The organism is Hamadaea sp. (genome assembly GCF_013362815.1).
Lineage (GTDB): Bacteria > Actinomycetota > Actinomycetes > Mycobacteriales > Micromonosporaceae > Hamadaea.
The window spans coordinates 62,392-77,817 of the sequence record NZ_JABFVK010000006.1 but is presented as its reverse complement, the minus strand read 5'-3'; the positions used below and the strand labels follow the sequence as shown (position 1 = coordinate 77,817).

Below are 15,426 nucleotides of genomic sequence, written 5' to 3'. Positions count from 1 at the left end.
CTGGTCTAGTGGTCCGCGGTGACCTCCAGGCGACGTTGATCTGAACTGCCGCCGCCGAGCAGCAGGCCGCCGAGCGCGCCGACGACGCAGATCACCGCGGTCGCGAGGAAGATCTCCCGATACTCGGTACGCAGCGCGGCCTGCAATGCCTGCTCATACGCGGTCATCTGACGCTGGAAGTCCTCTTCGGACACTCCGAACGGCAGCGGGGTGTTCAGCGTGGCGGTGAGTTCCCGGAACCGGTGGAATCCCCAGGCCGACAGCGCGGCGACGCCGAGCAGCATGCCGATCATTCGGGCGACGACCAGCGCGGCCGAGGCGACACCACGTTGCGCGGCGGGGACCACCCTGAGGACGACCGCCGACAACGGCGCGATCACCAGGCCGAGGCTCAGCCCGGCGAGCACCAGGTCGGTGTCCACCCTTGGCAGCCCGAGCGGATGGTGGGCGGCGAGCGCGTCGGCTGGCCAGCCCGCGATCAGCGCGTACGCCCCACCGCCGGCCAGCAGGCCGAGCACCGTGATCAGGCGTTCTCCGGCGAACCGCAGCAGCAGCCCGCCGAGGACCGCGCCGATCGGCAGGGCGACGAGAAAACGGGTGAGCAGCAACGTGCCGTCCCACGCGGACTTCCCGAAGACGGTCTGCGCCACGAGCTGAACGTCCACCAGGGTCACCAGCAAGGCCGCCCCGGCGCACAAGCTGGCGAGGAGGGACCCGAGGAACGGCGTACGCCGCACCCCGGCGAGGTCGACGAGCTTGACCTTCGCCCGGGACTCCCAGACGGCGAATGCGATCAACGCCAGCACTCCGGCGGCGAGCACCGGAAGGCCCCACGACGGAAGCACCTGGCGCTCCGGTTCGGGGTTGTAGAGGCCCGCCACGAGCAGGCCAAGCGCTATCGCCAGCAGTACGCCGCCCACTACGTCGACTCGCGGCCGCTCGCCCGCCTCGGTGCCAGAAGACCGGGCAGGCAGCGCGAACCAGACAGCGAGCGCGCAGAGCGCGGCGAGCGGAACGTTGAGCCAGAAGACGCCCCGCCACCCGAGCCATCCGCCGACGACCGCCCCGAACAGCGGTCCCAGGACCGCACCCAGCTCTTGAGCAGCGCCGATCCACCCGAGCGCGGCGGCGCGGCGGCGGTCGCCGAAGACGTCCGCCGCGAGCGCCATCGTCACGGGCAGCAGAGCGCCGCCGGCCAGGCCCTGCAGGCCCCGGCCGGCGACGAGCTGGACGATCCCGGTCGCGAGCGCGGTCGCGACCGACCCGAGGGCGAACACCCCGAGGCAGACCAGGATGACCACCCGGCGGCCGTGGCGGTCGGACAACCGGCCGAGCAGCGGCATGCCCGCCACGTAGCCGAGCAGGTATCCGGTGATGACCGGGGTCGCCCGCTCGAGATGGTTGATCGGGATGTCGAGGTCGGTGACGACCGCGGTCAGCAGCGAGACCAGCACGTACGCGTCGAGCGCGCCGAGCAGGACGGCCAGGCCGCCGGCGCCCAGGGTGAGCCGGGGACGCACTACGGTGCGCTGACCGTGACGGGCGCGTCGTAGTTGGAGAACACGACGGTGATCGTGCCGCCGGGCTTGCCGCCCGAAGCCGGTACCGTGAACGCGCCCTTCGTGACCTGCTTGGTCGAGGCGTCGATCCAGACGGCGGCGGTGATCCCGGTGATCTTGGTCGGGATGACGGCCGCCAGCGCCGCCGCGTCCGGCTCGAAGGTCACCTTGTACGCGGTGCCCTCCTGGCCCACGGTCTGCGGGTTCTTCGCGGCCTTCAGCAGGTTCGCCACGCCCCGGGTCGGGTCGAGGATCGCCGACGGGTCGTAGACGGTGGCGGCGAACGACAGCGGCACCTTCGTGAAGCCTCCGGTCGGGCCCTTCAGGTACGCGTCCTGCCCGACGATGACGAACTCGGTCTCGACCTTGAGCCCGCTCTGGGTGAGCGTGGCCGTGCCCTTGGCGTTGCCCTCGCGGGTCAGGTCGCCGTCGGCCTTGCTGATCGCCAGGTTCTCGATGTCACCGTCGACGGTCAGGGCGAAGTGGGCCGTCTTCACGGTCGCCATCGCCAGGGCCGCCTCGGTGAGCAGGGTGGCCCCGTTGGGCAGCGTGCTCGCCGACGGCGTCGGCGTGGGGTCGTCTTTCTTGGAGCATCCACTGACGACGATCGCGAGCAAAGACAGCGCGGCTACCGCGCGGAGTGTCCGTGACATGGGGAGCATGCTAGTCAACCCCGGCAAGGCGGTCTCGGCCCGTCATAGGCTGCTCGGGTGATCGGGTACGCACGCCGCGAGTTCCAGTTGATGTTGCTGCGCCGCATGGCGGATCTGCGGCCTGACCTGGTCGAGGAGGCGTACCGGCAACTCGGGGCGAGCAAAGCCCAGTACGTGGCGGCGAACACCCGCTGGCAGCGGATGCTGCGATCGCGTACGGCGCCGCAGGGTCTGCAGCTGTTGCGGGCGGTGCTCGGCCCGTCCGACGCCGCGCGCCTGATCAGCGTGGGAGACGCCGAGGTCACCGCCCATCTGTGGCACCTCGGCGGGCTGTGGCCGGAGCTCTCCTGGGAGGCGATAACGGGGCACGAGGGCTTCGTGCTCCGCGGCCAGCTCGTACGCACCGGTGCACCACAGCCGGACGACCTGACGCCGTGGCGATGCGTCATCGGCGACGTCCTCGCCGCTCATCCCGACGCGAAGCAGGTCGATCCGCAGACGGCCGCGCATTGGCGGGTGGAGACGCCGGACGTCGTCTACCGCTTCGTGCACGGCCTGTTGCTCACGGTCACGCCGCGCTGAGAACTACGCGGGCGTGAACAGCAGCGACACGTTCTGACCGCCGAAGCCGAACGAGTTGCAGATGGCGGCCCGGACATTCATCTCGCGAGGGGCCCCGGTCACCACGTCCAGCGTGACATCGGCCGCCTTGTCCTCGAGGTTGAGCGTCGGCGGGATCACGCCGCGGGCCACCGACAGCAGCGTGATGATCGACTCGACCGCTCCGGCCGCGCCGACCAGGTGGCCGAGGCTCGACTTCGGTGCGGTCAGGATCGGCCGGTCGCCCAGCGCCTCCCTGATCGCGAGCGCCTCGTAGACGTCGCCCACCACGGTCGAGGTCGCGTGGCAGTTCACGTGGTCCACATCGGATGGTTGCCGGCCGCCGTCGCGGACGGCCTTGCGGATCGCGCGGATCTGGCCCGCGCCGGTCGGGTCGGGGCTGGTGATGTGGTGCGCGTCCGCGGTGATGCCGAATCCGGCCAGCCGGCCCAGGACGCGAGCCCCGCGCGCCGCGGCGAAGTCGGCGCGCTCCAGGATCATCGCGCCCGCGCCCTCACCCAGCACGAACCCGTCCCGGCCCGTGTCGAACGGCCGCGAGGCTCGGGCGGGGTCGTCGTTTCGTTTCGAGAGGGTACGCGCTTGGGCGAACCCGGCGATGGTCAAGGGGTTGATGGCCGCCTCGGCACCGCCCGCGATCACGACGTCGGCCTCGTCCTCGCGGATCAACCGGGCGCCGAGCGCGAGCGCCTCGGCACCGGAGGCGCAGGCGGACACGGTCGTGTAGACGCCGGCGCGGGCCGCGTACTCGAGGCTGACCCAGGCCGCCGGGCCGTTCGGCATCAGCATCGGCACGGTCAGCGGCGAGATCCGGCCCGGACCCTTCTCCTCCAGCAGGTCGTCCTGCGCCAGGAGCGTCCCGACGCCGCCGATGCCGGTGCCGATCACGACGGCGAGGCGCAGCGGATCCACCTCGGGCAAGCCCGCGTCCTCCCAGGCCTGCTGCGAGGCGACGAGGGCGGCCTGCTGACAGCGGTCCATCCGGCGAGCCTGTACGCGCGGCAGCACGTCGGCGGGGGAGACCGCCATGGGTGCGGCGATGCGGGTCGGCAGGTCCTCGCCGGACGGCACTCCGTCGAGCAGGTCGTCGATGCGGCGTACGCCGGACCGCCCGGCGAGCAGTCCGGCCCAGAGTCCTTCGACGTCTCCGGCGAGCGGGGTGGTGGCCCCCAGTCCGGTGACGACGACATCCTGCGAGTTCATCGTGGTGTCCTCCGCACGGCGAAAGTTGCGTTCTGTTAGTTGTATCGCATACAACTAACGAGTGTCCACCGCCTATCGGCCGGCGAAGCCCGCAGAGGCCAGCGTCGGCGAACCGCCCAGAGCCCGCGGCCGGCGTACCCGCGCCCTGATCCTGGAACGGGCCGCCGAGCTGTTCGCAGCTCGGGGCGACGACGCGGTCAGCGTGGCGGAGATCGCGGCGGCGGCCGGGGCCCATCCGAACCAGATCACCTACTACTTCACCTCGAAGGACGGCCTGTTCGTGCACGCCGCGTTCCGGCTTCTCCTGCGAGACGCGGCCCGGTTGGAGCCGTTGGGCCGCCGCCAGCGCACGCCCGAGTCGTTCCGCCTGGTGCTCGCCCGGGCGGCGTTGGCGCTGCCCACCGTGCCGCTCGCCGTACGCGCGATGTCGATCGCGGGCCGGCGCCCCGAGTTGCGCCCGGTCGCCGAGCACAACCTGGCGATCCTGTTCCGGCAGGCCGACCGCTATCTGGCCGGCGTGCTGCATCGGCGGGGGTGGGTGGTGGACCGCACTCCGGAAGCCGAGACGCGGACGTTCTGGAGCACGGTGCTGGGCGCGCGGCTGATCTCCGAGTCCGGCTTCGGCGGCCGGTCCGACGACATCGACCTGGCCGGCGTCCTGACGATCCGCAGCCCCGATGTCAGCGCCGATGTCAGCCCCGATCACTAGGCTCGGCGGGTGACTTTTCTGGAGAGCACCCGCGCCGCCTACGACACCATCGCCCCGGCGTACGCCGAGAACTTCCACGACGGACTGGCGAACATCCCGGTCGAACGGGCCCTGCTCGGCGTCTTCGCCGATCTCGTCCGCGCCGCCGGTTCCGGCCCGGTCGCCGACGTCGGCTGCGGTACCGGGACCGGCACGGCGGACCTGCGCAAACTCGGGCTGGACGTGTTCGGGGTGGATCTGTCGCCGGGGATGCTCGCCTTCGCTCGCGATCGCTACCCGGAGTTGTCGTTCACCGAGGCGTCGATGACGGCACTGCCGGTCGCGGACGGATCGCTGGCTGGTGTCTCGGCCCAGTACTCGATCATCCACATTCCCGACGAGGAACTACCGAGCGTGCTCGCCGAGTTTCACCGCGTGCTGCGGCCGGGTGGCGAGTTGCTGCTGTTCTTCATGGATCGCGACGAGCACGTCTTGCGGACCGAGGCCTTCGGTCTGACGTTCGAGTTGAACTACTACTTCCGGTCGCCGGAGGTGATGACGGAAGTGTTGGAGCGCAACGGTTTCGACGTGCACATCACGGTACGCCGCAAGACGCAGGCCGGGGAGAACATTCCGCGCGGGATGATCGTCGCGCGCAAAATCACCGGTGTGAGCGGGTCCCCTTTGTGATCGGCAAAGTTGTAATTGGCAAAGCCGTCTCCTACCGGGCTTTGAGGTCGCCGATCTAGTCTCGAAGGATGCGAGGGCGACTCGGAAGGGCGCTGCGACTCCGAAGTGCGCGGCTGGCCACTGTTCTGGTCGTTGCGCTGGTGGGAACCGCCTTGATCGCGTACCGGTGGGGGTCGGCCGCGCGCGACGAGACGCCGGCGGCCAAGCCGTCGGCGTCGCCGAGCTCGACCGCTCCGCCGACCGTCAACCAGGTCTACACGGCCCTCGCTCCCTCCATCGTCTCGATCACGTCGGTGTCGAAGGCCGGGTCCGCGTCCGGCACCGGAGTAGTCGTCAACGCCGATGGCAACGTGCTGACCGCTTTGCACGTGGTAGACGGCGCTACCGCCGTCCAAGTCACCTTCGCCGACGGCACCCAGGCGAAGGCGCAGGTCGTCGCGGCCGACGCCGCCAGCGACATCGCCGTGCTGCTGCCGGACCAGTTGCCGTCGGTCGTGGTGCCGGCGGTCCTGGGCGGTGGCGCGGCGATCGGCGACGGCGTCATCGCGATCGGCAATCCGCTCGGCCTAACCCTCAGCACCAGCACCGGTGTGGTCTCGGGGCTGAATCGGTCGCTGACCAGGGCGGGCAAGACCGACCTGAAGGGCCTCATCCAGTTCGACGCGGCGGTCAACCCGGGCAGTTCCGGCGGTCCGCTGCTGAACGCGACCGGCCAGGTGATCGGCGTGGTCGTGGCGCTGGCGAATCCGACCCGGGACGGCACCTTCATCGGCATCGGCTTCGCCGTGCCCATCGGCACCGCGGTCGGCGCCGGCGGCGACCGGCCACCTCAGATCTGACCCCCGCAGTCTGAAACTCCGCAGGAGGAAGCTTTGCAGCCCAACGGTTCCGCAGCGCCCGGCTCGACCCTCGTCGAACAGGTCTTCTACGAGGTCAAGAAGACGATCGTGGGCCAGGACGTCCTGCTGGAGCGGCTCGTCGTCGCGTTGCTGGCGCGCGGGCACATCCTGGTCGAAGGCGTGCCCGGGCTCGCGAAGACCCTCGCGGTCAAGTCGCTGGCCGAGGCGATCGGCGGGCAGTTCCACCGGGTGCAGTTCACGCCGGACCTGGTCCCGGCCGACATCGTCGGCACTCGCATCTATCACCAGCACAGCGGCGAGTTCCAGGTGTCGCTCGGCCCGGTCTTCACCAATCTGCTGCTCGCCGACGAGATCAACCGGGCCCCGGCGAAGGTGCAGAGCGCGTTGCTGGAGGTCATGCAGGAACGGCAGGTGACCATCGGGCGCGAGACGCATCGCGTACCGGAGCCGTTCCTGGTCATGGCGACGCAGAACCCGATCGAGTCCGACGGCACGTATCCGCTGCCGGAGGCCCAGGTCGACCGGTTCATGATGAAGGTCCTGGTCGGCTATCCGAGCGCCACCGAAGAGTTCGTCGTCGTCGAGCGCGCGCTCAAGGCGGCCGCCGCGATCCAGAGCATCATCGACCCCGCGAAACTGGTCGGGTTGCAGCAGCAGGTGGACCGGGTCTACGTCGACCCCGCCCTCATCGAGTACGCCGTACGCCTCACGACCGCGACGCGTACGCCCGCGGTCGTCGGGCTCGACAAGCTGAGCCGCTACGTGACCTACGGGGCGAGTCCTCGGGCCTCGATCAACCTGGTGCTGGCCGCTCGGGCGCTGGCGTTCCTGCGGGGGCGGGATTACGCGGTGCCGCAGGACCTCACGGATCTCGCGCTGGACGTCCTGCGTCATCGCCTCGTGCTGTCCTACGAGGCGCTCGCCGACGAAGTGAGCGCCGACGTGATCCTCACCGAGATCCTGCTGGCCCTGCCGGTGCCCGACCTCGCGATGCAGGGCCGGTAGTCATGAGCCTGGCCTCCGACCGATTGCTGCGGCGCCTGGAATGGCAGGTGGTCCGCAAGCTCGACGGGCGGCTCCAGGGCGCCAACCGCACGGTCTGGCACGGCGCCGGCATCGACTTCACCGACCTGCGTACCTACACGCCCGAAGACGACGTCCGGCACATCGACTGGAACGTCACAGCGCGCATGGACGAGACCTTCGTCCGCCAATACACCGAGGAACGAGACCTGACCGCCTGGCTGGTCCTCGACCGCTCCGCCTCGATGGCGGGCGGCCTCGGCGGAGGCAAGGAATCCGTCCTGGGTGACCTGGCGATCTGCCTGGCCCGGCTGCTGTCGCAGAACGGCAACCGGGTGGGCGCGGTGTTCTACGACAACCACTTCCAACACGTGATCCGGCCCAAGACCGGGCGCACGCAGGCGCTCCGTATCGCGCACGAGCTGGACCGGACGGCCGCCGCTCCGGCCCACGAGGGCAAGACTCGGGGAACCACGACCGACCTCGCGGCGATGCTGCGTACCGTGGCGACGGCGGCGCGCCGACGCAGCCTCGTCTTCGTCCTGTCCGACTTCATCGGCGAGGCGGGCTGGGAACGAGCGCTGGGGCAATTGGCTCATCGCCATGAGGTCGTGGTCGTACGCCTGGTCGACCCGGCCGAGCTCGACCTGCCCGACGTGGGTCTCGTCGTCGTCGAGGACGCCGAGACGGCCGAGCAGATCCTGGTGGACACCAGCGATCCGCTGTTGCGCCGACGGCTGGCCGCCGAGGTGGACGCGCGTGAGACGGCGCTGGCCGAGGCGATGCGGCAGGCCAGGGTCACCGCGCACCGGATCACGACGGACTCCGACCTCCTGCGGGCGTTGGTGGAGATGGTCCAGGACTCGCATCGGAGACGCCCATGACCGTGATGTACCCGCTTCTCGTCGTCGTCGCGGTGCTGCTCGCGGCGGGCGCGATCACGGCGTACGTGGTCCTGGCGCGCCGCCGGTCGGCGGCGCTGCGAAACGCCGGTCTGGGCGCGTTCGCGCTGGCCGCGTTGTCCGGCCGCCGACGCCATCTCCCGTACGCCTTGTTCCTGGCCGCGCTGCCGTTGTTGCTGCTGGCGCTGGCCCGGCCGACGGCGGAGATCAAGGTGCCGCGCGTATCGGGGACGGTCATCCTCGTCCTCGACGTGTCGCAGAGCATGACGGCCGACGACGTGAAGCCGAGCCGGTTGGCCGCGACGAAGTCGGCCGCCGCGGGTTTCGCCGCCGCCCAACCGAGCACTGTGGACATGGGCGTCGTCGTGTTCGGGCCCGACGGGCTGGCCACGCAGGCTCCGACCGCCGATCACCAGGCGGTGCTGGCGGCGATCGACCGCGCCTCGGCTTCCGGTGGGACGTCGTTGCGGCAGGCCATCCTCGTCGCGCTGACCGCCATCGTCGGCAAGCAGGTCGCGCTGCCCGCCGACGGGCAGGCTCCCGACCTCGGCTATTGGGGTTCGGCCACGATCGTGCTGTTCTCCGACGGCGAGGACACGTCGGGCGGCGGCGGTGGTGGCAGTGGCGGCGCGGGCGGTGACACCACGGGTGGCGTGCAGACCGCCGCCGACTTGGCCGCCACGGCCGGCGTACGCATCGAGACCGTGGGCATCGGCACCGCTCAGGGCGCCATCGTCGAGGCCGACGGCTATCAGGTCGCGACAGCACTGCACGAGGACGTGCTGACCAACCTCGCTGCGACGACCGGCGGCTCCTATCATCCGGCGTCCGACGCCGACCAGCTCAACCAGATCCACCGCTCCATCGACCTGCGGCTCACCAGCCGCCCGGAGACCGTCGAGCTGACCGGCGTGCTCGCCGTCGCGGCTCTGCTCCTGCTGACGGCGGGCGGGCTGCTGATGATCAGCTGGCACGGAAGGATCGTCTGATGTCGCTCAGCTGGCCGTGGGCGCTCGCCGCCCTGCTCGTCGTCCCGCTGTTGCTGCTGGCTCGCTGGTGGGCCAACCGGCGGCGGCGCAAGGTGGCCGTCCGCGTGTCCAGCGTCGCCCTGATTCGGGCGGCCGTCCCGGGCCGGACGGCGTGGCGGCGGCGTATCCCGGTGATCCTGTTCGTGGCCGCTCTGGTGTTCCTCGCCGTCGGGGCGGCACGCCCACAGGCGTCGGTACGCGTACCGTCCAACGCGACCTCGATCCTGCTGGCGATCGACGTCTCCCGATCGATGTGCTCGACCGACGTGCAGCCGAACCGGATAGCGGCGGCCCAGGCGGCCGCGCGCGAATTCATCAAGGCGCAGGGCGGCGAGACGAAGATCGGGCTGGTGACGTTCTCGGGCATCGCGGCCTTGCTCGTCGAGCCCACGACCGACCAAGAAGCTCTGCTCAAGGCGATCGACGAACTGCGGACCGGCCGGGGCACCGCGATCGGGCAGGCCATTCTGACCTCGATCGACGCGATCGCCGAAACCAATCCGGCGGTGCCGCCGACCGGCGTGACGTCGGGTGAAGCGTCACCGGCGCCTTCGGGCGCACCGGCCGAATACCAGGCCGACACGATCGTCGTGCTGACCGACGGCGCGAACACGCAAGGCGTCGAGCCGGTGACCGCCGCCGAGCAGGCATCGGCCCGTGGCCTGCGGGTCTACCCGATCGGCTTCGGCACTACGCAGCCCGCGCCCATGGTCTGCACCGCTGACCAGATCAGCGGGGGTTCGGCGTTCGGCAACGACGGCGGCCGGTTCGGCGGCGGCTTCGGCGGTGGCGGCGGCCGCGTCCAGCAGATCGACGAGGACACCCTGGAGAAGGTCGCGGAGATCACCGGCGGCGAGTACTTCCGGGCCGAAGACGCCGACCAGCTTCAGGACGTGCTGACCGACCTGCCGAGCAACTTCGTCGGGCAGCAGAAGTTGGTCGAGGTCAGCGTGTGGTTCGTCCTGCTCGGTACGCTGCTGGCCATCGCCGCGGTGGTGCTGTCCCTGCGCTGGAACCGATCGTTGAGCGCCCGGTCCACCTGACCGGGATGATATTCGTGCAACAACGCACGGGGGTCGTGCGTCCTGGGTCATGAGGAGGCCGCATGACCGACACGGCGCAGTTCACCGAGCAGTTTACCGACCAGTTCACCGACTTCGTCCGCGAGCGCGGGCCGGCCCTGTACCGGTACGCGTACGTGCTGACCGGCAATCAGCACGACGCCGACGACCTGGTGCAGGAGGCGCTGGTCCGGCTGCGGGTGGCCTGGCATCGGGTGCATCGGCAGAACGAGCCGGAGGGCTACGTCCGCACGACGATGGCGCGTCTGCACATCAGCATCTGGCGGAAGCGCCGCCGCGAGCGCCTGACCGACGCCGTGCCCGACCGCGGCCGGACCGATCCCGGGCTGGACCGGGTCGAGGGCGACACCGACCTGCTGCGCAGCCTGGCCGGGCTGCCTGCGCGACAGCGGGCGGTGCTGGTGCTGCGCTACTACGAGGGTCTCGGTGACCGTCAGATCGCCGAATGCCTGAACGTCACCGAGGGCACGGTACGCAGCCAGGCCTCGCGGGGGCTGGATCGGTTGCGCGAAGAGCTGGTGGCTCTGGGCGAGCGCGCGGAAGCACCGGCCGACCTCGTGGGCCTCGTCGAGGTACGCCACACGCGCCGCCGCAAGCGCATGCTCGTCACGGTTTCGGCGGCGATCGTCCTCGTCCTCGGGCTGGCCTGGCTGGTCCTGACGGGCAACGACCCGACGGCGCCACCGACGCCGGCGACGACCCCGTCGCCCACGAGGACGGTCAAGACGACGCCGAGCGGGTCGCCGGTTTCGGTGCCGACCAACCGCATCACCGTGCCCGGCGACGTCGGGCAGGCGCTTCCGGCGGCCATGGTCTGGCCGGAGGCGATCTCGAAGTTCCCCACCCACGCGCTCGACGGTGCGGAGTTCCAGCTGGAGGGCGTGCTCGACGCGAACCACCTGTTGCTCGGCTATCTGCCCGCCTTCGAGCGGGTGACCCGGTTGTACGCGTTCGACACCAAGACCCGGGCGACGACGCTGCTGGCCGACCTGACCGGTCCGGCCGACGCGGCCGAGTACTTCCCGCAGGATTTCACGGTCAGCGACGACGCCGTCTACTGGTGGGCCAAGGGCCGGCTCACCGACGGCACCGTGATGGAGATGATCTGGGCGCTCCCGCGGTCCGGTGGACGGCCTCGGCTGCTGGCCGCTCAGGAGCAGATCGGCATCGTCGGCCTGTACGCCACCGCCGACCATGTGTACTGGGACACCTACCGGCTGGGCATCTTCCGGGTCGCCGTGCGGGACGGGGCGGCCGTCGAGTCGCTGGCCGGCTTCGAAGGGCTCACCGTGATGTCCTGGCCGTGGGCCGCGACTGCGCCGGTGGTCGACTTCGACGTCGTCGCCCGAAGCCCCGTGACGGAGCTGCGCAACGTCCTCACCGGACAGCGGGTCGCGGTCGCCGCCAGCGAGCTGGGGCCGACCGACTGCACCGCGACGCTCTGCTCCGGCGCGACGCAGATCGCGGGCGGGCCGGCTGTCGTCGTCCAGCACCTCGACGGCAGCGAGCGTACGCAGGTCGGGTCGTTCGAATCGGGATCGGTCCTCGGCGGGCGGTTCATCGGCGGGCATGGCCGCACGGCGGGGAGCAGCCAGCCGGACTATCTCATCGACAGTACGACCGGCAAGATCGCGATCGTCGGTTCGGCCTACACGTTCCAGTTCTCGCCGCAGCTGACCTATTTGAGCTGGCCGGACCCGGCCGACAGCGACGCGACCGTCGTGCTGGATCTCGGCGCGATCAGGTAACTCAGAACTCCACGGGGTCGCGGACGATCGGGCAGGTCATGCAATGCCCGCCGCCGCGGCCCCGGCCCAGCTCCGCGCCGACGATCGTGATCACCTCGATGCCCGCCTTACGCAGCAACGTGTTCGTCTGCGTGTTGCGGTCGTAGGTCACCACGACCCCGGGTTCGAGGCACACGGCGTTGTTGCCGCTGTCCCACTGCTGCCGCTCCGAGGCGTACACGTCGCCGCCGGTCTCGATGACGCGGAGCTTGGGCAGACCGAGCGCCTTGGCCACGACGTCGACGAATGCCTCGTCGCCGTGGTCGATGACCTCGACGCCGGGCGATGCGTCCGACGGCCGCAACGAGAAGGTGTGGACCGACTCCATGATCTTGCGGTAGAGGGTGACGACGTCACGGTCGGCGAAGGTGAACACGGTGTCCAGATGCATCGCGGCGCGGAGCTTCGGCATGCCCGCGACCACCACGTGGTCGGCCGCCCCGTTCTCGAACAGCGCGGCCGCGACCTGGGTGATCGCCTGGCGCGACGTGCGCTCGCTCATGCCCATGAGCACGACGCCGTTGCCGACCGGCATGATGTCGCCGCCCTCGAAGGTGGCCTGCGCCCAGGATTTCTCGGGGTCGCCCCACCAGACCTTCGAGCCGACGTAGTCCGGATGGAAGGTGTAGATCGCCTTCATGAGCATGGTCTCGTCATGGCGGGCCGGCCAGTAGAGCGGGTTCATCGTCAGGCCGCCGTAGAGCCAGCAGGTGGTGTCGCGGGTGTAGAGAGTGTTCGGCAGCGGTGGCATGAGGTACTCGCGGATGCCTGCCGACTCGCGGACCAGCGCCAGGTACGGTGAGCGGAACTCGTCGGGCAGGTCGGCTGTGGCCAGGCCGCCGATCAGGTGCTCGGCCAGCTTCGCCGGATCCAGGCTGTCCAGGTACGCCCGAGTCGGCTCGACCAGCCCGAGACCGACCTCGTTCGGGGTGATCTTGCGGTCGAGCAGCCAGCTCTTGGCGTCCCCGAGAGCCAGGGTCTCGGTCAGCAGGTCGTGCAGCTCGACCACCTCGATGCCCCGCGTACGCATCTTGTTGACGAAGTCGAGATGATCGCGTTGCGCGTTCTCCACCCACATGACGTCGTCGAAGAGCAGGTCGTCGCTGTTGGTCGGGGTCAGCCGCCGATGGGCCAGCCCGGGACGGCAGACCAGCACCTTGCGGAGCTTGCCGACCTCGGAGTGCACGCCGTACGCGGCGGAGGCGGGCTTGCCGGACTCAGTCATGAAATCCCCCAGCTCTACAAGCTGATCCACCCGGCCGCGAGCGCGACGATGCCGAGCACCGCACCCGCGATCGAGATCGCCAGCAGAACGAATTCGCCCGGCGAGAACAGCCGACGACCCTGCTCCCGGCGCGCCATCACGAACAGGATCGTGGCCGGGGCGTACACGACGAACGAGACGAGCACGAACTTCAGTCCCGCCGCGAACAGCAGGAACAGTGTGTACACAGTGGCCAGTGCGGCGACGAGCAGCTGCCCGCCGGAGCCCCGGCGGCGGTCGCCGTCCCAGCCCAGCATCACCTTGACCGCGTACGCCGCCGCCAGCAGGAACGGAATGAGCGTGAGCGCACTGGTGAGGTCGAGGGCGAACGAGAACGCGTCTTCGGAGAAGTACGTGACGATGAGGAAGAGCTGGGACAACGCCGTCGACAGGACGAGCGCCGGGATCGGCACGTCGGCGGAGCTGGTGCGGCGCAGGAAGCGCGGCATGTCGTCGTCCTTCGCCGCGACGAGCAGCACTTCGGCCGCCATGAGCGTCCACGCCAGGTACGCCCCGAGCACCGAGATGATCAGCCCGATGCTGACGAAGACCTCGCCCCAGGTGCCGACGGCCGCTTCGAGCACCCCGGCCATGCTGGGCTGGCGCAGCTCGGCGATCTCGCTCATCGGCAGGATGCCGTAGGAGACGATGGTGACCGAGGCGAAGATGGCGAAGACGCTCAGGAAGCCGAGGATGGTGGCGCGTCCGACGTCTTCGCGCCGCTTCGCGTGCCGCGAGTAGACGCTGGCCCCCTCGACGCCGAGGAACACGAAGACGGTCGCCAGCATCGTGCCCTTGACCTGGCTGAACAGTGATCCGGCGTAATCTGCCCCGCCCCAGTTCTCGGCGAACACCTTCGGATCCAGGTAGAACACCGCGAGCAGGATGAAGACGATGATCGGAACCAGCTTGGCCACAGTCACGATCCGGTTGATCGCGGTGGCCTCGCGTACGCCCCGGCTGATGAGGGCGTAGAACGCCCAGAGGCCGATCGAGGAGAGCACGATCGCCAGGATGGTGTCACCGTCGCCGAGCGCGGGCACGATCGCGCCCACGGTGGACATGATCAGCACCCAGTAGGTGACGTTGCCGACGCAGGCGCTCGCCCAGTACCCGAAGGCGGAGAAGAAGCCGGGATACTCGCCGAACCCAGCCTTCGCGTACGCGTAGACACCGGCGTCGAGGTGCGGACGGCGTACGGCCAGCATCTGGAAGACGAAGGCCAGCATCAGCATGCCGGTGCCGGCGACCGCCCAGGCGATGAGCGCGCCGGCAACCCCGGTCTCCTGCGCGAATCGCCGCGGCAGGGAGAACACACCCGCACCGACCATCGACCCCACGACCATGGCGGTCATGGTCCAGAAGGTCAGCTTGACGGACGCTGGAGCGCCGGAAGCTTCGGGCTTGGTCTCGACCTGCATGCGTACGGGCCCCTTCCGCTGCCCGTGACTCTACTGGCGAGATCTCCGTTTTGGACTGAATTCAGATAACTTGCGCTATTGGCCGACCCGGCCGTCGATGCGCTCACGGAGCAGGTCCGCATGGCCCATGTGGCGGGCGTACTCCTCGATCATGTGGACCAGTATGTCGCGGAGTTCGTCGCCCTTCGCGCCGACGAAGTCCATGCTCGGAGCCGCCTCGACATACTGCTCGGCGTACGCGACCTCCGTCCGCCAGGTCGCCCAGGCCTCGTCGACGACGACGGGATCGCCGACCGCGCCGTTGAAGTCCTCGTCGCGGTCGTCGCCGGACCGATAGAGCCGGGAGACATTCTCGCCCGCCATGTGGATGCGGAACCAGTAATGCTCGACTCCGGCCAGATGCCGGATCAGGCCCAGCAGGGACATGGTCGAGGGCTCGACCGATCGCCGGGCGAGTTGCTCGGCGTCCAGCCCGGCGCACTTGAGCTCGAGCGTCTTGCGGTAGTCCCCGAGGTAACCGGCCAGCACCGCGCGCTCGCCTCGGTAGCCGTCCTGGCCGCGCGGGTCGTCCGCGGGCGCGACGAACATGTTGGACCAGCCGAACGTCCGCTCTTCTGTCATGGCCCAACCCTGTCCGGTCGAGGCGGG

General features: G+C 69.9%; 15 protein-coding genes. 9 read left to right on the top strand and 6 right to left on the bottom strand.

Features of this window, described 5'->3' with window-relative positions; genetic code table 11:
- Nucleotides 1-5 precede the first annotated feature (5 nt).
- Both HOV77_RS02895 and HOV77_RS02890 read right to left on the bottom strand, forming a co-directional pair.
- Nucleotides 6-1,520, bottom strand: a complete 1,515-nt coding sequence (locus HOV77_RS02895) for an MFS transporter (protein ID WP_290857156.1) — start codon at nt 1,518-1,520, stop codon at nt 6-8.
- A complete protein-coding gene (locus HOV77_RS02890; protein ID WP_290857153.1) occupies nt 1,520-2,212 on the bottom strand; it encodes an LppX_LprAFG lipoprotein in 693 nt (230 codons plus the stop codon). Before HOV77_RS02890 ends, HOV77_RS02895 begins: the two co-directional genes overlap by 1 nt.
- A gap of 57 nt (nt 2,213-2,269) precedes the next feature.
- On the opposite strand from HOV77_RS02890, the gene HOV77_RS02885 reads away from it, so the two are divergent.
- Nucleotides 2,270-2,794: a hypothetical protein gene (locus HOV77_RS02885; RefSeq protein WP_290857151.1), complete on the top strand. Its 525-nt coding sequence runs from the start codon at nt 2,270-2,272 to the stop codon at nt 2,792-2,794.
- 3 nt (nt 2,795-2,797) lie between these two features.
- On the opposite strand, the gene HOV77_RS02880 is transcribed toward HOV77_RS02885, so the two are convergent.
- On the bottom strand, nt 2,798-4,033 hold the full coding sequence (locus tag HOV77_RS02880; protein ID WP_290857146.1) for a beta-ketoacyl-[acyl-carrier-protein] synthase family protein: 1,236 nt from the start codon (nt 4,031-4,033) through the stop codon (nt 2,798-2,800).
- Between the two features lie 61 nt (nt 4,034-4,094).
- Between HOV77_RS02880 and HOV77_RS02875 the strand changes: the two genes are divergently transcribed.
- The 8 genes from HOV77_RS02875 (at nt 4,095) to HOV77_RS02840 (ending at nt 12,054) form a co-directional block, all read left to right on the top strand.
- On the top strand, nt 4,095-4,742 hold the full coding sequence (locus HOV77_RS02875; RefSeq protein WP_290857139.1) for a TetR/AcrR family transcriptional regulator C-terminal domain-containing protein: 648 nt from the start codon (nt 4,095-4,097) through the stop codon (nt 4,740-4,742).
- 9 nt (nt 4,743-4,751) lie between these two features.
- Nucleotides 4,752-5,411, top strand: a complete 660-nt coding sequence (locus tag HOV77_RS02870) for a class I SAM-dependent methyltransferase (RefSeq protein WP_290857136.1) — start codon at nt 4,752-4,754, stop codon at nt 5,409-5,411.
- A 68-nt stretch (nt 5,412-5,479) separates the two neighbouring features.
- Nucleotides 5,480-6,250 (top strand): trypsin-like peptidase domain-containing protein, encoded by a 771-nt coding sequence (locus tag HOV77_RS02865; protein WP_290857134.1) that lies wholly within the window; start codon nt 5,480-5,482, stop codon nt 6,248-6,250.
- A gap of 33 nt (nt 6,251-6,283) precedes the next feature.
- Nucleotides 6,284-7,276: a MoxR family ATPase gene (locus HOV77_RS02860; RefSeq protein ID WP_290857132.1), complete on the top strand. Its 993-nt coding sequence runs from the start codon at nt 6,284-6,286 to the stop codon at nt 7,274-7,276.
- 2 nt (nt 7,277-7,278) lie between these two features.
- Entirely contained in the window at nt 7,279-8,178 is a 900-nt protein-coding gene (locus HOV77_RS02855) for a DUF58 domain-containing protein (protein ID WP_290857130.1), read from the top strand.
- Nucleotides 8,175-9,185, top strand: coding sequence for a VWA domain-containing protein (locus tag HOV77_RS02850; protein WP_290857128.1), 1,011 nt, complete (start codon nt 8,175-8,177; stop codon nt 9,183-9,185). Before HOV77_RS02855 ends, HOV77_RS02850 begins: the two co-directional genes overlap by 4 nt.
- Nucleotides 9,185-10,267, top strand: coding sequence for a VWA domain-containing protein (locus HOV77_RS02845; RefSeq protein WP_290857125.1), 1,083 nt, complete (start codon nt 9,185-9,187; stop codon nt 10,265-10,267). The genes HOV77_RS02850 and HOV77_RS02845 overlap by 1 nt, the downstream gene beginning before the upstream one ends.
- A 62-nt stretch (nt 10,268-10,329) precedes the next feature.
- The gene (locus HOV77_RS02840; RefSeq protein ID WP_290857122.1) at nt 10,330-12,054 is read left to right on the top strand and encodes a SigE family RNA polymerase sigma factor; all 1,725 of its coding nucleotides are present in this window, start codon (nt 10,330-10,332) and stop codon (nt 12,052-12,054) included.
- Between the two features lies 1 nt (nt 12,055).
- Here HOV77_RS02840 and arcA read toward each other — a convergent pair whose 3' ends face one another.
- From arcA to HOV77_RS02825, 3 genes are all read right to left on the bottom strand, one after another.
- Nucleotides 12,056-13,318 (bottom strand): arginine deiminase, encoded by a 1,263-nt coding sequence (gene arcA, locus HOV77_RS02835; RefSeq protein WP_290857118.1) that lies wholly within the window; start codon nt 13,316-13,318, stop codon nt 12,056-12,058.
- A gap of 14 nt (nt 13,319-13,332) precedes the next feature.
- A complete protein-coding gene (locus HOV77_RS02830) occupies nt 13,333-14,778 on the bottom strand; it encodes a basic amino acid/polyamine antiporter (RefSeq protein WP_290857112.1) in 1,446 nt (481 codons plus the stop codon).
- 75 nt (nt 14,779-14,853) lie between these two features.
- Complete coding sequence (locus HOV77_RS02825; RefSeq protein ID WP_290857109.1) at nt 14,854-15,399, bottom strand: DinB family protein; 546 nt, start codon at nt 15,397-15,399, stop codon at nt 14,854-14,856.
- Between the last annotated feature and the right edge of the window lie 27 nt (nt 15,400-15,426).